Consider the following 18032-nt stretch of genomic DNA (forward strand, 5'->3'; position numbering starts at 1 on the left):
TGAAAGAGGGATAACATGACAATTAAAGAAATGCCTCAGCCAAAAACATTTGGAGAGCTTAAAAACTTACCGTTATTAAACACAGATAAACCGATTCAAACGCTGATGAAAATTGCAGATGAATTAGGGGAAATCTTTAAATTTGAAGCGCCTGGACGTGTGACGCGCTACTTATCCAGTCAGCGTCTAATTAAAGAAGCATGCGATGAATCCCGCTTTGATAAAAACTTAAGTCAAGCGCTTAAATTTGTGCGTGATTTTGCAGGAGACGGTTTATTTACAAGCTGGACGCACGAAAAAAACTGGAAAAAAGCGCATAATATCTTACTTCCAAGCTTCAGTCAGCAAGCGATGAAAGGCTATCACGCGATGATGGTCGATATCGCCGTGCAGCTTATTCAAAAGTGGGAGCGTCTAAATGCAGATGAGCATATTGAAGTACCGGAAGATATGACGCGCTTAACGCTTGATACAATCGGTCTTTGCGGCTTTAATTACCGCTTTAACAGCTTTTATCGCGATCAGCCGCACCCGTTTATTACAAGTATGGTTCGTGCACTGGACGAAGCGATGAACAAGCTGCAGCGAGCAAATCCAGATGATCCTGCCTACGATGAAAATAAGCGTCAGTTTCAAGAAGATATTAAGGTGATGAACGATCTAGTAGATAAAATTATCGCAGATCGCAAGGCAAGCGGTGAACAAAGCGATGATTTATTAACGCATATGCTAAACGGAAAAGACCCAGAAACAGGTGAGCCGCTTGATGATGAGAACATTCGCTATCAAATTATTACGTTCTTAATTGCGGGACACGAAACAACAAGTGGTCTTTTATCATTTGCGCTGTATTTCTTAGTGAAAAATCCACATGTATTACAAAAAGCAGCAGCAGAAGCAGCACGAGTTTTAGTAGATCCTGTTCCAAGCTATAAACAAGTGAAACAGCTTAAATACGTCGGCATGGTCTTAAACGAAGCGCTGCGCTTATGGCCGACAGCTCCTGCATTTTCTCTATATGCAAAAGAGGATACGGTGCTTGGAGGAGAATATCCGTTAGAAAAAGGCGATGAACTGATGGTTCTAATTCCTCAGCTTCACCGTGATAAAACGATTTGGGGAGACGATGTGGAAGAGTTCCGCCCAGAGCGTTTTGAAAATCCAAGCGCGATTCCGCAGCATGCGTTTAAACCGTTTGGAAACGGTCAGCGTGCGTGTATCGGTCAGCAGTTCGCTCTTCATGAAGCAACGCTTGTACTTGGTATGATGCTAAAACATTTTGATTTTGAAGATCATACAAACTACGAGATGGATATTAAAGAAACTTTAACGTTAAAACCTGAAGGCTTTGTTGTAAAAGCAAAATCAAAAAAAATTCCGCTTGGTGGCATTCCTTCACCTAGCACGGAACAGCCTGCTAAAAAAGCACGCAAAAAGGTAGAGAACGCTCATAATACGCCGCTGCTTGTGTTATACGGTTCAAATATGGGAACAGCTGAAGGAACGGCGAGGGATTTAGCAGATATTGCGATGAGCAAAGGATTCGCACCTCAGGTTGCAACGCTTGATTCCCATGCAGGAAATCTTCCGCGTGAAGGAGCTGTTTTAATTGTAACGGCTTCTTATAACGGACATCCACCTGATAACGCAAAGCAGTTTGTCGACTGGTTAGACCAAGCGTCTGCTGATGAAGTCGAAGGCGTTCGCTACTCCGTATTTGGATGCGGCGATAAAAACTGGGCTACTACGTATCAAAAAGTGCCTGCTTTTATCGATGAAACGCTTGCAGCTAAAGGGGCAGAAAACATAGCTGAACGCGGCGAAGCAGATGCAAGCGACGACTTTGAAGGCACATACGAAGAATGGCGTGAACATATGTGGAGTGACGTAGCAGCTTACTTTAACCTCGACATAGAAAACAGTGAAGATAATAAATCTACGCTTTCACTTCAATTTGTCGACAGCGCTGCGGACATGCCGCTTGCGAAAATGCACGGTGCTTTTTCGGCGAACGTTGTAGCAAGCAAAGAACTACAAAAACCAGGCAGTGAACGAAGCACGCGTCATCTTGAAATTGAGCTTCCAAAAGAAGTTTCTTATCAAGAAGGAGATCATTTAGGTATTATTCCTCGCAACTATGAAGGAATAGTAAATCGTGTAACGACACGGTTCGGTCTAGATGCATCACAGCAAATCCGTTTGGAAGCTGAAGAAGAAAAATTAGCACATTTGCCACTCGGTAAAACCGTATCAGTAGAAGAGCTTCTGCAATATGTGGAGCTTCAAGATCCTGTTACGCGCACACAGCTTCGCGCAATGGCTGCTAAAACGGTCTGCCCGCCGCATAAAGTGGAGCTTGAAGCCTTGCTTGAAAAGCAACCGTACAAAGAAAAGGTGCTGGCAAAACGCTTGACAATGCTTGAACTGCTTGAAAAATATCCGGCGTGTGAAATGGAATTCAGCGAATTTATCGCTCTTCTTCCAAGCATGCGTCCGCGCTATTACTCCATTTCTTCATCACCTCGCGTCGATGAAAAACAAGCAAGCATCACGGTTAGCGTCGTCTCAGGAGAGGCGTGGAGCGGATATGGAGAATATAAAGGAATTGCGTCGAACTATCTTGCTGAGCTGCAAGAAGGAGATACAATTACGTGCTTTGTTTCCACACCGCAGTCAGGCTTTACGCTGCCAAAAGATCCTGAAACACCGATTATCATGGTCGGACCAGGAACAGGCGTCGCGCCGTTTAGAGGCTTTGTGCAGGCTCGCAAGCAGTTAAAAGAACAAGGACAGTCGCTTGGAGAAGCGCATTTATACTTTGGCTGCCGTTCACCTCATGAAGACTATCTGTATCAAGAAGAGCTTGAAAACGCACAAAATGAAGGTGTCATTACGCTTCATACCGCTTTTTCACGCGTACCAAATCAGCCGAAAACATACGTTCAGCATGTTATGAAACAAGACGGCACGAAATTGATTGAACTTCTTGATCAAGGAGCGCACTTCTATATTTGCGGAGACGGAAGCCAAATGGCACCTGACGTTGAAGCAACGCTTATTAAAAGCTATGCTGATGTTCATGAAGTAAGTGAAGCAGACGCTCGCTTATGGCTGCAGCAGCTAGAAGAAAAGGGCCGATACGCAAAAGACGTGTGGGCTGGGTAAATAAAAAATAACCTCCGCTATTTAGCGGAGGTTATTTTTTATAGCCAGATTGAGACATGACTAAACCCACCTCATTTATAGCGCCTTAGCGTTTCTTCTGCGTGACAGCAAATTTTTTCAATTAGCTCCTGAGGTTCTTCAATTAAAGCATGAGCACCTAAGTTATAGAAAAAAGAAGCCATGTAGTTTAATTCATTTCCATCAGTTATCGTATCGATATAGCCGCCCCCGTCTTCCGCTACCTTCACATGATTTTCAAGCCACGGAACGCCTTTACACTGACGAACGCCTTCGTGCGTCAAGGTTACTTTTAACGAAATCGGCTGTGAGTTTACCGGTTCTGTCTCAAGCCATTCTTTTAACGTAAGAGACATCTTTTCGTCTTTTTCTAAAACTTTTAACGAGTGAATACGATCTGCTCGAAACAATAATACTTTTTGCTTATCGCAGGAATAAGCAGGGCAGTACCACAAGCCGTTATGAGCATAAATGCCAAGGGGTTTGACTTCTTTTCTTGTTTGACCCGTCTTTGAATCATAAAGAAATTTAATATATTTTCCTGTAAGGCTTGCTTCTAGCAGCTCTTTTAAATAAGGAGTGTCTAAGTTTCTTTTAGGATTCCAAAACGCAATATGAGCACTTATTTTATCTACTTTTTTCTTCGTTTCTTCAGACAGGTACACATAAAATTTTTGAAGAGCCGCATGAATTTCTGCATCAAACGGAAGGTCATGATAATACTGCAGAGCTTGATAAGCAAAAAAGATCGAAATAGCTTCTTCTTCCGTAAACAAGATAGGAGGGAGAATACGGTTTTTTAACACTCTGTAACCACCGCTCCGTCCTTTTTCACTGTAAAGAGGCAGTCCTAATTCACTTAAGTCCAGCAAATAGCGCTGAACGGTCCGTACAGAAAGGCCAAATTCCTCCGCTAGTTCTTTTGCCGTAAACGTTCTTTTTGTATTAATAAACATAAGCATATCAACAAGCCGTCTAGACTTAGCCATTTATTTTCACCTTTTTTCTTTTAATATGACAAAAAGTGTCGTATTAAGATGATATCATACAGAAACAGTAAAGTTGAAAGGAGAAAAGGGAATGAAGAAAAAAATCGTCGTATATATTGCCGCAAGCTTAGACGGGTATATCGCAAGAGAAAACGGAGAAATTGACTGGCTAGAAAGTGTAGAAGGAGAGGGAGACAACGGCTACGAAGCGTTTTATCAAACGTGTGATGCGGTCGTTATGGGAAAGGCTACGTACGATCACGTGCTGAAGCTCACACCCGAGTTTCCGTATCTCGATAAAAAGTGCTACGTGTTTAGCCGCTCAGCTCAAGGAAAAGATCAGTATGTGGAGTTTATAAACGAAAGCGTGGCGTCATTTCTCCACAACCTCAATCAAGATACGAAAAAAATATGGCTGGTGGGAGGTGCTGATATTCTCGCTGATTTCTTAAAAGCAAAGAGGGTGGATGAATTTATTATATCGGTTATTCCCGTTTTGCTTGGAGATGGTATTCCATTGTTTAAGCCAGGAATTCCAGAAATGAACTTCAAGCTCACTAATATGAAGCAGTACGGACAAATTGCTCAGCTGTATTACAAAAGAGGATAAGCCTTTTGCGGAGCATTCAATTACTGTTATTTTAGGGACAATGACATCAAGACCGGCTTTTTTTCATAGTATATTTTTGGGGTGAAAAAATGCCAAGAGTAAATTATCGAGATTCAGACGTTGCTTTAATGGCAAGGATGATGAGAGCAGAAGCTGAAGGCGAAGGAAAACAAGGCATGCTGTATGTTGGAAATGTCATTGTAAATCGCCTTAAAGCAAACTGTTTAGATTTCAAGAATTTAAGATCCGTTCCGCAAGTTATTTATCAGGTGCAGGGAGGCAACTATTCGTTCGAGGCTGTTCAAAAAGGAAATGTATTTTATCAACGAGCAAGAGGTGTTGAAAAAAGGTTAGCCAAAAAGAATTTGGATTATTGGAGAGAACACCCGGGGAAATATGCACTGTGGTACTTTAATCCATCCGCTCCATGCCCTCCAACATGGTACGGTCAACCCGCTTCTGGTCAATACAAAAATCATTGCTACTATGAGCCAAAGCCTGGAACATGCGCTAGCGTTTATAACGGGTAGATAGCTTAGAAGATATGCTGCGCTTTGAGAGTCTGGCCTCAAATCCAAACCGTTAGCTGCAGGTGACAAGGTAATTCTTCTTCATATAATAAGAGAAAGCCCTCTTTTCATAAAGAGGGCTTTTGCTAATTGGTGCATGTCTCATTTTGCTTCAAATTTTATGTTTTTACCAGCTGCAAATTCGGATTGATCCTTCGCTTTTGTATCCTTTACCACCCAGGACGTCTTTACCTTAGCTGCTGCTAAAATATCTTTGATTTGCTTATCGGTTAAGCCTTTCGTATAAAGGACAAATTCCCTTGTATAGATGTTTTTGTTTTCTTGCTCTTCATCTGCACCGCTGCCAAACCAATATCTTGTTTGCTGATCGTCTTTCATGTTATTAAAAGCTTCTTTATAGTTAGGTAGCTTAACTTGAATATCCGACAGGTAGTTCGTACCGCGTAAAGTAAGAGTCATATGTACTTTGTGAAAATCTTTTTTAGAAGGGCCTGTTAACCCTGATGTTCCAACTTCACTAAATTCTTTTTTCGTCAGCGGTTTAACTGTAGTAGAAACAGAAACTTTTGGATCTGAATTATTTGTCACAACGTCTTCGGTACTGCAGGCACTTAAAATGAACAGCGTTAAAAGAGCATAAACTGCTCCCATCACTTTTTTCTTCATGCTCGTTCTCCTTTGTCATTAATAGATAATGGTACTCATTCGCCATGTTCATTATCTTTACCTTTATTTGTCTCAACGTCATGATTAATGAAGAAAAGTATAGAACAAAAAGAGAAATGCCGAGGCATTTCTCTTTTTGTTCTATGAGTCTGGATTAAGCGAAGTATGCGTATACTCCGGCATACGCTCTTCTTTTTCCGTTAGTTGAGTATCGGGGCTTTGCTGCTCTTGTGAAACAGGAGACAGCGTAGATTTTTGTTCATGATTCATGTTTGTCATTCCTCCTTCTATGAAGTGAGCTGTTAATCAAGTTTATACGTTTACTAATCTTGCTATTAATTTACGTTACATTGTAAAAAATATACAAATAAAACGTGCATAAATTAAAAAATAGTATAAAATACCATGATTATTTTTGTTTTAATACGGGTAGAGTTAAGTACATTACTTTTATCCATTGATGAATGAAAACACATACATAAAAAACAAAGGGAGTGGAGAAAGATGAGAAAAGAAGAGCAGCCGGTATTATCTGATTTTATTGAAAAGGACCAATTTGAGTTAAATTCATATTTAACCTCTTTACTTGAAACGACAAGTGAAAAAAAAGAAAATCAAAGTTGATGAGTTGAAAACATAGAGGGCTACTTTCCATGTGGAAAGTAGTTTTTTCATTTGTGAACTTGATATACTTATTGGACAAAGAGGTGAGAAAGATGAACCAAAAAGACGTGGTTTCGAAAAGTATTTTAACAAAAGCGACCGGCTTTTTGGCATCCGGTTATACTCATAGTTTAAATCCGTATGCTGGATGTACATTCTCCTGCAAATTTTGCTACGTGCGAGAACTGCCAATTCAGCGTTTTAAAGAAATGGAGTGGGGGACGTGGTTAGAGCTGAAAGTCAACGCAGCTGAAGTCTATCAAAAAGAAATACAAAAACTGCGAAAAAAAGAGCAGCCGATGCGCATTTTTATGTCTTCAGCGACAGACCCCTATCAGCCGGCTGAGCGTAAAGCAGGCATCACGCGCGCCCTTTTAGAAACGATGATCAATCATCCACCTGATTTTTTATTGGTTCAAACCAGGTCTCCCCTTGTGACGAGAGATATTGATTTGCTTTTAGAACTTCAAAAAGTGTGTGATCTTCGCGTATCGATGACTGTTGAAACGGACCGAGAAGATGTAAAACAAATTTTTTCTCCTTATGCTCCGGGGATGAAACTTCGTATGAATGCGTTGAAAGAAGTAAAAGAAAGCGGAATTTCAACGCAAGTAGCCATTGCTCCAATGCTTCCTTTCACGCCTGAATTTCCTGAGAAAATAAAAGGAATGATGGACCGAATTTGCATTGATACCTTGTACTTAGGAGACGGTTCCTTAGGCAAAACGTCTAAAAGGCTAGGGATGCCAGAACTATTTGATCAGCACGGTTTCCTAGACTGGTATGACAAAGACATTCATATCAAAGCCATTCGTTATTTTGAAAAATTTTATCCTTCTTCGATGATTTATCTTTCTCAAGAAGGGTTTGCACCGTAAAAAAAGAAGGGCCTATATAGCCCTTCTTTTCTCCATATTAATTTTTATACGTATCAAACATGTTTGTGTCATCAGGTACGTTTTCTAAATAACTGATCTTCCCGTTTTTATCTAGCTTAGCAATATCTTTTCCTGTTTGAGTAAATACGCTGCCAGATGCACGTTTTCCGCATACTGCCCAAGGCGTTTCAAACATGTCCGTACCTTCAACTGCTTTCCAGCCTTCGAACATATGCTTAATATCAGCATTTTCTTTAAAAACCATTTTCACAAACAGCTTCCAGTTTTCAATGCCTTGCTTTTCGTGGCCGTTTAAGACAAATACGATATCGTCTGAAAAAAGGCTCACCAATTCTTCAAATGCTTGTTCGCTTGTACGTGATTGATCGAATAAATCAAAATATCTATTTAAGTTTTCCATGATAATCTCCTTTGGGTGCTACAGCACCATTTTTTCTTCTACAGTTGCTTTTAGCTTATCCAGGTTTTCTTTTGGACATTTTTTATGAATTTCATTTGTAAGCGTGGCAATGGTTTGCCGTTTTAAAATGGACTGCCACGAAGATTCGGCTTCTTCCATTAAATCGGATAATAAGCAAATATCTTTGTCTTTTAAATTAAGCATATCGTGAAAAATACCGCTTGATGAATAAAGAGACTGCTTGCCTTCAATGGCTACGTATACGTCATAAATACGAATTTCTTCCGGTGTTTTCTTTAAGCGAAATCCACCTTTGCTACCAGGAACGGAAGCAAGTAAATCAGCGCTAACCAGCTTGCGAAGAAGCTTTTGAAAATACGTAGGCGAACCCCCAAGCTGAGTGCTGATAACATCTCCTGGCAGCACAGCTTTTTCAGGTAAAAACGTAAGCAGCAAAATGGCATACACCGATTGCTCAACGCCTGTTTTCATATGCAAAAACATCATCTCCTGCCATATGTGTACAATGTGGATAATGATTATCCATGTTTAGGTTATCATACCGCTTATGAATCAAAAAGTAAAGCAGTTACTTAATATACACGCGATATTCGTGTATACTGTGAAAGAAGCAGCAACAAAATACGGAGATGAGAGAATGACAACTATTGCAGATATCGCTCGGCTTGCAGGAGTAGCAAAAAGCACTGTATCCCGCTACCTTAACGGAGGATCTGTGAGCGATGCGACGAAACGAAAAATTGAAGGAATTATTAAAGAAACAAACTATAGCCCAAATGCTTTTGCTCAAAGCTTAAAAGCAAAAAAAACAAATATCATCGGTGTCATTGTTCCTCGCATGGGTTCTTTTGCGACTTCCCGCACATTAGATGGTATTGACCAAGAACTTAGAGACCACCACTACCAAATGATTGTTTCCAATTCTAATCAAGATTTAGAAAGAGAAATTGAAAATATTTATACGCTGGCTAAGCAGAAGGTAGCCGGTATTATTTTGCTTGCCGTTCAGATTACAAAAGCTCATTTGGAAGCGTTCCGTACGATTTCAATTCCCGTTTTGCTAATTGGACAAGAGCATAAAGAAGTTCACAGTTTAATTCACCAAGATTACGAGGCTGCATGCGACATTGGAAGGTACATAGGGGAAAAAGGGCATAAAAAAATTGCTTTTTTAGGCGTAACTGAAAAAGACATAGCTGTAGGTGTAAAGAGAAAAGAAGGGGTAAAGCAAGGTCTTAAAGACAGCGATTGCGAGATCCGCTGTTATGAAACAAGCTTTAACATGAGCGATGCAATCGGAGCAGCTACGGCAGTGATGAAAGAATTTAACCCGTCCATGATTGTATGTGCGACCGATAACATTGCGCTTGGTACGTTAAAGGCAGCTTATTTAAACGGACTGCGCGTTCCTGAAGATGTATCCATTACGGGCTTTGGAGGCTATGAAATTACAGGTGTGATTCATCCGAGCTTAACAACCGTAAAATATTACTATAAAGAAGCGGGTCAAATGGGAGCACAGCGAATTATCAAGCTAGTTAACGGCGAAGAAGTTGAAAAGCTTACACTTTCAAACTATGAATTGATTGAAAGAGAAAGCGTTGACAATCGTTTTACATAAAAAATGATTGACAGAATGTAGGAGATGCTATAGTATGAATGGTGTAAATACAAACAAATAATTGAACGTATCTCCTAAAGGGGAGTAGCTTTAACAGCAAAGTCGTCATTACAGAGATTATCTCTCGGCTTTGTTGGCGACATTATGTTGTTAGCAAGACCTTTACCGCTTATTTGGTAAGGGTCTTTTTTGTATTCAATTATAAAAAAGGAGGAAAAGGCTCGGACATTTAGAGGAGAAACGTTACATAAAAAGAGAAGGTGGAGGTAACTATGGAGGAACTAATTGGCGTATCAGTGCAAGGTTTGCTGCAAATTATTTTTCTTGATTTAATTTTAAGCGGAGATAACGCGATTGTGATTGCAATGGCGGCTCGTAACGTACCAAAAGACTTACAAAAAAGAGCGATTTTAATTGGAACAGGCGGCGCGATTGGTCTTCGATTATTATTTGCGGCTATTATTGTCCCATTATTAAAAATTCCATTAATCGGAGCGGTCGGCGGCTTGATGCTAGTCTGGATCGCGTATAAATTATTAGCCGATAATCACGAACACGGCGATAACCCTCAAGGTGGAGCAACGGTATGGAGTGCGGTTAAAACGATTATTATCGCAGATGCGGTCATGTCATTAGATAACGTATTAGCTCTAGCTGGTGTAGCTCATGAATTTGTTCCAATTATGATTGGTGTATTAATTTCAATTCCGATTATTATTTGGGGAAGCAGCTTTATTATGAAAGCAATGGAAAAATTTCCGATTATCATTTACGCTGGAGCGGCGATGCTCGCATGGTCTGCTGGAAAAATGATTGTTGAAGATAAAATTATTGGTGGATTTGTTCCAAGTACAGCTTTACATCTTGCTGTTCAAGTTATCTTAACGATTGCAGTTGTAAGTATTGGATACATGAAAAACAAAAAAATGAAAAAAGAACAAGCCCACGCAGCTTAATAAAAAAAGAGCGTACGGATGATCCGTACGCTCTTTTTTCATGATTCGGGATAGTGCATAAGTAAAAAAAAGCTTGCTTCTTCTTCAGATGAATTGATATAGCTGTGAGAGGTATTTCCTGAAAAATGCAGAGCGTCTCCTGAGACTAATTCATGTTCTTCACTTTCAAAACGAACCGTTAATTCTCCTTCTTTAATAAGTAAGTATTCATCTCCTAAGTGAGTTTTTGCTTCATGCACGCATCCGGGCTTTAATGTGACAATGTAAATTTCAAACTTTTTTTCCGGGTGATAAGGAAAAAAAGAATACACTAAGTAATCACCTTTGTTGTCCGTGATGGGATCTAGCTGTTTTATGCTTACTTTCTGCACATCCGGAGTGTCTTCTTTTATAAATACAGAAAAAGAGACTTGAAGGCCGTTCGCAATCTTCCAAAGCGTAGTAACTGTCGGACTGGATTTACCTTTTTCAATTTGTGCAAGCATTGCTTTGCTCACACCTGTTAATTCAGAAACTTGATCAAGCGTCAAATTTCGATTTTTTCGTAGTTTAACAAGATTTTTAGCAATAATATCTTGAATCGCGTCCATTGTTGTACTCCTTTAATGATTATAAAGATAGTATAACATACCGTTGTTTAATATAACGTATAGATGTATAATATAGCAGAAAAGGAGGGAGTACGGTGATCGCAGAAAAAGCAGTACAGCAGAGAGAAAAAGTGGATCTAACGTTCAGACAAGGGGCCAAGGACTGTGTCCCTACGCTACTCGGTTACATAAGCATAGGGCTTGCCGCCGGGATTGTCGGCGTGTCCTCGCATCTTTCCGTTATGGAAGTTACTTTATTATCAGCGCTCGTGTATGCCGGGGCTGCTCAGTTTATTATTTGTGCACTGATGGTTGCAAACAGTTCAATTTCAGCTATTATTCTCACAACATTCATCGTTAACTTACGACATTTTCTTTTGAGTGCTACGGTTGCGCCTAAATTTACAAAATATTCGTTATTAAAAAACGTCGGAATTGGAGCACTTCTGACGGATGAATCATTTGGAGTGTCTTCAAATAAAATTGCAAAAGGGGAGCCAATTAATGACCGCTGGATGAACGGATTAAATATAACGGCTTACGTCAGCTGGATTATCGCCTGTACGATGGGAGCCATTTTTGGACATTTGCTATCTGACCCGGAAGCCTTTGGATTTGATTTTGCCTTAACGGCTATGTTTTTAGCTCTGCTTGTTTTACAAATCGAAAGCGTGTTACCTTCAAAACTTAATCATTATTTACGTTTAATTCTTTATATGGCGATTATTATGATTGTGCTGTCTTTTTTGGTACCTTCACATGTAGCTGTCTTAATTTCAACGATTATTGTAGCGACGATTGGGGTGGTGACGGATAAATGAGTATCCACTATTCAACACTTATCATTATTTTAGGGTGTGCCCTTGTTACCGTAGTTCCTCGTATTGTTCCGTTTTTAGTTGTGCGTAACATCGCGCTGCCAGAACCCGTATTAAAATGGCTGTCCTATATTCCTATTTGTATTTTAACAGCACTTGTTGTACAGAACTTTATCATTCAAACAAATGACAGTGTGAAAATTAACTGGCCCGTCATCATCGTAGTCATTCCGACCTTACTGATTGCGCTGAAAACAAAAAGTTTATCTCTCACCGTTATTAGCGGAGTTGGAATGATGGCGCTGCTTCGTTTTTTTCTTTTTTCATGAAAGCTCAAGTTATGCTCCTGAGCTTTTTTACTGTCTCCTTTACGCACGCTTTTTCATATAGTATGATAAGAGTGTAAATTAGAAGCCAATGAAAACTAAAATATAGATGAGGTGCTTTTATGAGCGGAGTAGTATCTAAATAGGAACAATTGAATGAAATAAATTAAATAAGCAAGACGGGTATTTTTTTGAGAGTAAAGGTACCTTTTATTTGCTTATGGATTTATTTCACTGCCTATGAAGATACCTACAATGCTTCATAAAGGGTTCGGCATTTGTCGCGAAAAAGGCGTCTGTTTTTACAGAGCTTTCTTTCGTGATATGTGTTTAGACACCTTATGAACGCAAAAAGCTGTGGGATCACCACAGCTTTTTTTGTTTACCTTTTTCATTGCCTTCTAATAAATAGGTATCTTCATATGTGATGACAAATCATAGTGAGGAGAAAAACCATGAATACGATGACATTTGAAAAATTGCAGTATCATCAATTAAAAGAAATCGTAAAAGCTCACTGCGTAAGTGAGCTGGGAAAACAATTAATGGATAAACTTCAGCCGAGCACATCTCTTAAAACAGTAAAAAACCGACTTAAAGAAACAACGGAAGCACGAAGACTTCTAGATGCTGAGAAATCACTTCCCCTGTCAGGTGTCTCAGGTATAGGAAGAGTCATCGAAAAGCTTGAAAAAGGCATGATTTTAGAGCCCGAAGAGCTAATGCGCGTATCCGATTTTTTAAAAGGCTGTAGAAAAGTAAAACAATATATGGTGGATAAAGAATTTTTTGCTTCGCTCTTAAGTTCCTATGCCCATTCGATGAAAGAACTGACAAGTATAGAAGAGGAAATTAATTTTGCGATTAAAGCTGGAAAAGTAGACGCTGCGGCAAGCAAAGAGCTCAAGCGTATCAGAAGACATATAGAAGGAACGGAAGCTAAGATTTCAGAACAGCTTGCAAAATTTTTACGAAACGGTAAAAACAAAGAGTATATTCAAGACTTCTTCATCAGTAAAAAAGGAGACCGCTATACGATTCCGATCAAGGCATCCTATAAAAATCATGTTGGAGGAACGATTGTTGAAACATCTTCTAAAGGGTCAACAGTGTTCATAGAGCCGGCGTCTATTACAAAGCTGAATGCGGAACTAGCGATTTTGAAAGCAGAAGAAGAGGTAGAAGAATATCAAATTTTAGCGTCTTTAACAGGTTTAGTGTTAGAGAAGCTAGCTGATATTCATATTAATTTAGAGCTAATTAGCCAATACGACATGGTGTTTGCCAAAGCAAAATACAGTAAACAGGCAGATGGAATTGAACCTAAAATTAATGATTATGGATATATTCATTTAAAAGGCGCATATCACCCGCTGTTAACTGGTAAAATTGTTCCGCTTCACTTCGAAATTGGCAAGAATTATCGAAGCTTAATTATTACGGGACCTAACGCAGGAGGAAAAACTGTTGTCTTAAAAACGATTGGGCTACTGACACTCGCTACAATGTTAGGATTTCATATTACAGCTGATGAAGGAACAGAAATTGCATTGTTTGAGCATATTTTTGTCGATATCGGCGACAACCAAAGTATTGAAAATGCGCTGAGCACCTTTTCCTCACACATGAAAAATATATCGGCTATTTTGCAAAAAGCAACGAACAATACGCTGCTCCTATTTGATGAAATTGGCAGCGGCACCGAACCGAATGAAGGAGCTGCACTTGCGATTGCAATTTTAGAGAAGTTTTATCATATGGGCTGCATAACGGTCGCGACTACGCATTACGGAGAAATTAAGCGTTTCTCAGAAATTCATCCTGACTTTATGAATGCCGCGATGCAGTTCAACAGTAAAACATTAGAACCGCTGTATCAGCTGTTAATTGGCACATCTGGAGAAAGCAATGCGCTTTGGATTTCAAAGAAGATGAAGGTAGAAGAAGAGATTTTACAAAAAGCAAAGTTCTATATGGAAAGCAAATCGTATGATACAGAAGTTGTCAGAGAAAATAAAATAAAAAAACCAACTATTTTGAAGGAAAAGAAAAAAGACCGTGTTGAATATCAAATGGGAGATCGAGTCAAGCTGTTAGATTATGAAAATCATGCGATTGTGTATGAGTCTAAAGACAACACAAACAATATAGTCGTACTCTATCAAAATGAGTTAATTGAAGTAAACGTTAAACGAGTAGCTCTTGAAATCAAAGCTGCTGAATTATATCCCGAAGGCTATGACCTCGATTCTTTATTTATTAGCTATAAAGATCGAAAAGAGCAGCATGATCTGCAGCGAGGATCAAAAAAAGCATTGCGGAAAATTGAAAAAGATATACGGAAAAATAGGTAAAACAAAAGCCCAACACTTGTAGGAAAGTGCTGGGCTTTTGTTTTTATGCAGCTTCTCAACAATACATAGCTCCCTTTTGTTAATGACTTAAAAGGTAAGGAGGTTTCCTTTAGCTATATTAGTAATCTATAGGTGTAAAAAACATCTCTCACCTCTCTAATGTACCCAAGAGACGTGTTTAATAAATTATTCCTTTGCCGGAATGGGAAGACTCTTGAGCGTTGTAAAACAAAAAGCCATTTTTTTCGCAAAATGTAAAGGAGGCTCTACAGATTGAATATGAAGATACATAAGGACCGGTTCTGTAAAAAGCCAATGGTTATGCAAAGCGCTTACGATAAGACCTTGCCGCGCAGCAGCTTCTGTAAAACGAGGGATTTCTTCTTGTAAAATAGCAATCTCAGCCAAGTTTAACGCGTTTCCCTGCGCGTCTATCGCCTCAAATGATACGCCAACAGGAACGACAGAGCTGCTTTTCCGCCCTTGAACAGAAGCCTGAAAGCTTCTTTTAAGCGACACTGAGCATCCTGTTGGACTAACTTTGCTTTTAGCGTTTAAAATCTGCCCAAACTGCTGACATATCTCACTTGTAGTATACATATAAGCCCCTGCCTTTCTTCTATACTCTTAGTAAGCTTTATGACATAAGAGCTTCACTTATGCAAACCGTGTTCTTATAAAAAAATCCTCTTCACGATGAAGAGGATTTTTTTATTATTCAGCATGCGATGAACGTTCGTTTAACAAATTTTCATAAAAACGAGCAAGTGAAGCAGAAAGGTATGGAATAGACCATAAAAAGCCGATTCCTACTGTAATAATACTTAATAAAAACCAGCCAAGAAAGCTTAGCAGCAGCAGGAAGTACTGTCCTTTATAACCATTCATCAACCTGCGGCTTTCTGTAATCGCTTGATTCATCGAGTAAGTAGGATTGTCTTTACAAATATAGTACGTTTGTGAATATGCCAGTGCTTTAATAATTCCAGGAATCAGTAAAAGCAGCGACCACAGCATCACATAAAGAGTCATAAGTACATAAATTCCTAATGACTTTACATAAAGGCCAAAGTCTTGGAATGTTTTAAACAAGTGCCCCAATTGAACAGATTCACCTCGTGCTAGACCTAAAAATGCCCAGTAGTTCGCCATCAGAAGAGGCGAGAAGACAATAGCAAAGGCAGTTGAAATCCATGAAGCGGAATCAGATTCATCTTTCATCCAATTGTCATAGCCTCCGCTTGCTACAATTTCAAATGGAATAGGCAGAAGCGTATATACTCCGTACGTCACCACCGTCAGTAGAATCGCAAGTCCCCAGCGATTCTTTAAAGAAGCTTTAGCTTCTCTTTTAATCGTACCGATGTTCATGTTGTTCCTCCTTTAATGTTGCAAAACAGTATCTTTTTGCTCGTATTAACATGTAAACCATGCACAATTGTTAATTTTGTATGAAATGAAAATAATAGTCAATAGGTTCTGAGATGAAAAGAGCGCTCTTACAAAAATTTTTACTAGACAGATAGAAATCTCTAAGTAGGTACAATCTGCTTTTGAAGAAGGAGGAGGTGCAAAAGCACTGTGTGCGATGTTTTATTTTAGTTTGAAGTGAAACCCTCATGGAAAGACTTTCTAAGATAGGAGGGATTTCTATGTTTGAAATGATTAAAATGATGCAACAAGTCTTAAACGAAAAAGAATTTTCTTATTGGGTTCATCAAGATCTTTTTAGTTTTCAGTGGTGGCTCATAGTAGTAATAAATGCACTTTTCCTGCTGCTTTTTTACTTTTTTATTGATAGACAGCATCTCTTTTTTATGCTTCTCGTTTTTTTTATCAGCTTTGATATAGTCGGCTTGGTAGATGAATTCGGTAAATTTTTTAATCTGTGGTGCTATCCTCACCAGATGCTTCCATTTACCGATCGCTTCAATACGGTTGACTTTGCTATTATTCCGGTAAGTATCGCACTCGTCTACCAATTTTTCAGCAAATGGAAATTTTTCTTTATCGCACATATTATTACGTCTGCCGTTATTGCTTTTATAGGCATTCCGATATTCAAAGCGCTGTATTTGTACCAATTGCTGAACTGGTCGATGTTTTATTCATTTCTTACCGTATTCGTCATGGGAATTGTCGTGAAAATGATTAGCGATTGGATTGCGGGTAAGAAGAGAGGCTATAGCGTTAGCTAAACAAACAATACTCCTGTCTATTTGAGATAGGAGTATTATTTGTTTAAGGCAAAACGGCAGTATTCCTTTATAATAAATGTAAGAAAGAATGAGAGGAGACTGTGAACGTGGAAAAAGCGAATATCACCCGAACATTTTATGAGTTGGAATGCAGCCACTTAAAATCAGAGATACGAACCTCTGCTAAAGAGCTTTCAAACATTCTTGCAGATGGTTACGTGGAGTTTGGCAGTTCAGGAAGGGTATGGAAACGAAAAGATTACAATCACAATCATGTACTTTCGCCAGATGTATTTGAGATCTCTCATTTTCATGTAGACGTATTGTCTCCTGACTGCGTATTAACTACCTATCATCTTATGAACCATACGGCAGAAAAAAAGACGCTTCGCAGTTCTATTTGGCGAAAAAGAGAAGAAAAGTGGCGCTTGTTTTTCCATCAAGGCACAGTGATAAACGGGGAGTAATAAATAAGATTATTTGGTTATTATTATACTTTCCCTCTATTTGATGCTATGATGAAAGTATATTTTGACGTAAGGGATGTTTTGAAATGAGCAAAAATAACGTAAAAAAAGAAGTGTTTTCATGGATTAAGTCCATTGTTATTGCATTGGTTATTGTAGTGGGAGTTCGCCATTTTTTATTTGCGCCAACTACGGTTCACGGTGAATCGATGTATCCAACGTTTGAAGATTCAAATCGCGTTATTTTAAATAAAATCAGTGATGTTGATCGCTTTGATATGATTGTATTTCATGCACCGGATGCAGATGAAAATTATATTAAACGTGTAATTGGACTGCCAGGAGATACGGTAGAAATGAAAAACGACGTTCTGTATATTAACGGAAAAGCTTATAAAGAGCCGTATTTAAAAGAATCTAAAAAATCTCTTGCACCTAATGAAAAATTCACGGAAGATTTTACGCTTCAAACGCTGCCCGCAACTGATGGCAAAGTGAAAGTGCCGAAAAATTCACTGTTTGTAATGGGTGACAACCGTCCTGTAAGTCATGATGGACGAGCATTTGGCTTCATTCCACAAAAATCAGTGATCGGAAAAGTGCAGTTTCGCTACTATCCGTTAAATGAAGTGGGCGAACCGAAATAAAAAAAGGGAAAAAGGCTGGCGAAATTTAATTCGCCAGCTTTTTTTGTTGGGTTAAAAGAACTGATTTTTAAAAAAACGATTTGCTTTATACAAG

At 39.0% G+C, this 18032-nt stretch carries 20 protein-coding genes; 12 read left to right on the plus strand and 8 right to left on the minus strand.

Annotated elements, in window-relative coordinates:
* The first annotated feature begins 15 nt into the window (after positions 1-15).
* Positions 16-3165, plus strand: a complete 3150-nt coding sequence (locus ACWATA_RS08160; protein WP_473049760.1) for a bifunctional cytochrome P450/NADPH--P450 reductase — start codon at positions 16-18, stop codon at positions 3163-3165.
* A 71-nt stretch (positions 3166-3236) separates the two neighbouring features.
* Here the strand turns inward: ACWATA_RS08160 and ACWATA_RS08165 are convergent, their stop codons facing one another.
* Positions 3237-4172 carry a helix-turn-helix transcriptional regulator gene (locus tag ACWATA_RS08165; protein ID WP_063247367.1) on the minus strand — a complete coding sequence of 312 codons (936 nt, stop codon included), beginning with the start codon at positions 4170-4172 and terminating at the stop codon, positions 3237-3239.
* Between the two features lie 91 nt (positions 4173-4263).
* Here ACWATA_RS08165 and ACWATA_RS08170 point away from each other — a divergent pair, with 91 nt between their 5' ends.
* Entirely contained in the window at positions 4264-4782 is a 519-nt protein-coding gene (locus ACWATA_RS08170) for a dihydrofolate reductase family protein (RefSeq protein ID WP_063247366.1), read from the plus strand.
* Between the two features lie 89 nt (positions 4783-4871).
* Positions 4872-5312, plus strand: a complete 441-nt coding sequence (locus tag ACWATA_RS08175) for a cell wall hydrolase (protein WP_013083968.1) — start codon at positions 4872-4874, stop codon at positions 5310-5312.
* 141 nt (positions 5313-5453) lie between these two features.
* On the opposite strand, the gene ACWATA_RS08180 is transcribed toward ACWATA_RS08175, so the two are convergent.
* Complete coding sequence (locus tag ACWATA_RS08180) at positions 5454-5978, minus strand: hypothetical protein (protein WP_033580515.1); 525 nt, start codon at positions 5976-5978, stop codon at positions 5454-5456.
* 141 nt (positions 5979-6119) lie between these two features.
* Positions 6120-6248, minus strand: a complete 129-nt coding sequence (locus tag ACWATA_RS08185; RefSeq protein ID WP_255219776.1) for a hypothetical protein — start codon at positions 6246-6248, stop codon at positions 6120-6122.
* A gap of 446 nt (positions 6249-6694) precedes the next feature.
* On the opposite strand from ACWATA_RS08185, the gene ACWATA_RS08190 reads away from it, so the two are divergent.
* Positions 6695-7519 (plus strand): SPL family radical SAM protein, encoded by an 825-nt coding sequence (locus tag ACWATA_RS08190; protein WP_063247365.1) that lies wholly within the window; start codon positions 6695-6697, stop codon positions 7517-7519.
* Positions 7520-7556: 37 nt separating this feature from the next.
* On the opposite strand, the gene ACWATA_RS08195 is transcribed toward ACWATA_RS08190, so the two are convergent.
* Together ACWATA_RS08195 and ACWATA_RS08200 are read right to left on the minus strand one after the other, a co-directional pair.
* Positions 7557-7940 carry a nuclear transport factor 2 family protein gene (locus ACWATA_RS08195; RefSeq protein WP_028414480.1) on the minus strand — a complete coding sequence of 128 codons (384 nt, stop codon included), beginning with the start codon at positions 7938-7940 and terminating at the stop codon, positions 7557-7559.
* A gap of 18 nt (positions 7941-7958) precedes the next feature.
* Positions 7959-8438: an RrF2 family transcriptional regulator gene (locus ACWATA_RS08200; protein ID WP_045294225.1), complete on the minus strand. Its 480-nt coding sequence runs from the start codon at positions 8436-8438 to the stop codon at positions 7959-7961.
* 160 nt (positions 8439-8598) lie between these two features.
* On the opposite strand from ACWATA_RS08200, the gene ACWATA_RS08205 reads away from it, so the two are divergent.
* Both ACWATA_RS08205 and ACWATA_RS08210 read left to right on the plus strand, forming a co-directional pair.
* Complete coding sequence (locus ACWATA_RS08205; RefSeq protein WP_028414479.1) at positions 8599-9582, plus strand: LacI family DNA-binding transcriptional regulator; 984 nt, start codon at positions 8599-8601, stop codon at positions 9580-9582.
* A 272-nt stretch (positions 9583-9854) separates the two neighbouring features.
* Positions 9855-10538, plus strand: coding sequence for a TerC family protein (locus ACWATA_RS08210; RefSeq protein ID WP_028414478.1), 684 nt, complete (start codon positions 9855-9857; stop codon positions 10536-10538).
* 38 nt (positions 10539-10576) lie between these two features.
* Here the strand turns inward: ACWATA_RS08210 and ACWATA_RS08215 are convergent, their stop codons facing one another.
* On the minus strand, positions 10577-11128 hold the full coding sequence (locus ACWATA_RS08215; RefSeq protein ID WP_028414477.1) for a helix-turn-helix domain-containing protein: 552 nt from the start codon (positions 11126-11128) through the stop codon (positions 10577-10579).
* Between the two features lie 95 nt (positions 11129-11223).
* Between ACWATA_RS08215 and ACWATA_RS08220 the strand changes: the two genes are divergently transcribed.
* The 3 genes from ACWATA_RS08220 to ACWATA_RS08230 all read left to right on the plus strand — a co-directional run bounded on the left by ACWATA_RS08220 (position 11224) and on the right by ACWATA_RS08230 (position 14626).
* On the plus strand, positions 11224-11949 hold the full coding sequence (locus ACWATA_RS08220; protein ID WP_033580524.1) for an AzlC family ABC transporter permease: 726 nt from the start codon (positions 11224-11226) through the stop codon (positions 11947-11949).
* On the plus strand, positions 11946-12275 hold the full coding sequence (locus ACWATA_RS08225) for an AzlD domain-containing protein (protein ID WP_048018926.1): 330 nt from the start codon (positions 11946-11948) through the stop codon (positions 12273-12275). Before ACWATA_RS08220 ends, ACWATA_RS08225 begins: the two co-directional genes overlap by 4 nt.
* A gap of 452 nt (positions 12276-12727) precedes the next feature.
* Positions 12728-14626, plus strand: a complete 1899-nt coding sequence (locus tag ACWATA_RS08230; RefSeq protein ID WP_063247364.1) for an endonuclease MutS2 — start codon at positions 12728-12730, stop codon at positions 14624-14626.
* A gap of 186 nt (positions 14627-14812) precedes the next feature.
* Here ACWATA_RS08230 and ACWATA_RS08235 read toward each other — a convergent pair whose 3' ends face one another.
* Entirely contained in the window at positions 14813-15226 is a 414-nt protein-coding gene (locus ACWATA_RS08235; protein WP_063247363.1) for a DUF1259 domain-containing protein, read from the minus strand.
* A 114-nt stretch (positions 15227-15340) separates the two neighbouring features.
* Positions 15341-15997: a DUF975 family protein gene (locus ACWATA_RS08240; RefSeq protein WP_063247362.1), complete on the minus strand. Its 657-nt coding sequence runs from the start codon at positions 15995-15997 to the stop codon at positions 15341-15343.
* A gap of 281 nt (positions 15998-16278) precedes the next feature.
* Here ACWATA_RS08240 and ACWATA_RS08245 point away from each other — a divergent pair, with 281 nt between their 5' ends.
* The 3 genes from ACWATA_RS08245 to lepB all read left to right on the plus strand — a co-directional run bounded on the left by ACWATA_RS08245 (position 16279) and on the right by lepB (position 17938).
* Entirely contained in the window at positions 16279-16824 is a 546-nt protein-coding gene (locus tag ACWATA_RS08245) for a CBO0543 family protein (protein ID WP_063247361.1), read from the plus strand.
* Positions 16825-16931: 107 nt separating this feature from the next.
* Positions 16932-17291 (plus strand): nuclear transport factor 2 family protein, encoded by a 360-nt coding sequence (locus tag ACWATA_RS08250; protein WP_063247360.1) that lies wholly within the window; start codon positions 16932-16934, stop codon positions 17289-17291.
* 86 nt (positions 17292-17377) lie between these two features.
* Positions 17378-17938 (plus strand): signal peptidase I, encoded by a 561-nt coding sequence (lepB, locus tag ACWATA_RS08255; protein WP_025751067.1) that lies wholly within the window; start codon positions 17378-17380, stop codon positions 17936-17938.
* The last annotated feature ends 94 nt before the right edge of the window (positions 17939-18032 follow it).

The organism is Priestia sp. USM5, assembly GCF_058323215.1.

Bases quoted from the DNA above. Each gene is read 5' to 3' on its own strand.
- ACWATA_RS08180 (WP_033580515.1), bottom strand. From the start codon at position 5,978: ATGAAGAAAAAAGTGATGGGAGCAGTTTATGCTCTTTTAACGCTGTTC.
- ACWATA_RS08235 (WP_063247363.1), bottom strand. From the start codon at position 15,226: ATGTATACTACAAGTGAGATATGTCAGCAGTTTGGGCAGATTTTAAAC.
- ACWATA_RS08185 (WP_255219776.1), bottom strand. From the start codon at position 6,248: ATGAATCATGAACAAAAATCTACGCTGTCTCCTGTTTCACAAGAGCAG.
- ACWATA_RS08240 (WP_063247362.1), bottom strand. From the start codon at position 15,997: ATGAACATCGGTACGATTAAAAGAGAAGCTAAAGCTTCTTTAAAGAAT.
- ACWATA_RS08205 (WP_028414479.1), top strand. From the start codon at position 8,599: ATGACAACTATTGCAGATATCGCTCGGCTTGCAGGAGTAGCAAAAAGC.
- ACWATA_RS08160 (WP_473049760.1), top strand. From the start codon at position 16: ATGACAATTAAAGAAATGCCTCAGCCAAAAACATTTGGAGAGCTTAAA.
- ACWATA_RS08165 (WP_063247367.1), bottom strand. From the start codon at position 4,172: ATGGCTAAGTCTAGACGGCTTGTTGATATGCTTATGTTTATTAATACA.
- ACWATA_RS08225 (WP_048018926.1), top strand. From the start codon at position 11,946: ATGAGTATCCACTATTCAACACTTATCATTATTTTAGGGTGTGCCCTT.
- lepB (WP_025751067.1), top strand. From the start codon at position 17,378: ATGAGCAAAAATAACGTAAAAAAAGAAGTGTTTTCATGGATTAAGTCC.
- ACWATA_RS08210 (WP_028414478.1), top strand. From the start codon at position 9,855: ATGGAGGAACTAATTGGCGTATCAGTGCAAGGTTTGCTGCAAATTATT.
- ACWATA_RS08170 (WP_063247366.1), top strand. From the start codon at position 4,264: ATGAAGAAAAAAATCGTCGTATATATTGCCGCAAGCTTAGACGGGTAT.
- ACWATA_RS08230 (WP_063247364.1), top strand. From the start codon at position 12,728: ATGAATACGATGACATTTGAAAAATTGCAGTATCATCAATTAAAAGAA.
- ACWATA_RS08215 (WP_028414477.1), bottom strand. From the start codon at position 11,128: ATGGACGCGATTCAAGATATTATTGCTAAAAATCTTGTTAAACTACGA.
- ACWATA_RS08175 (WP_013083968.1), top strand. From the start codon at position 4,872: ATGCCAAGAGTAAATTATCGAGATTCAGACGTTGCTTTAATGGCAAGG.
- ACWATA_RS08190 (WP_063247365.1), top strand. From the start codon at position 6,695: ATGAACCAAAAAGACGTGGTTTCGAAAAGTATTTTAACAAAAGCGACC.
- ACWATA_RS08195 (WP_028414480.1), bottom strand. From the start codon at position 7,940: ATGGAAAACTTAAATAGATATTTTGATTTATTCGATCAATCACGTACA.
- ACWATA_RS08245 (WP_063247361.1), top strand. From the start codon at position 16,279: ATGTTTGAAATGATTAAAATGATGCAACAAGTCTTAAACGAAAAAGAA.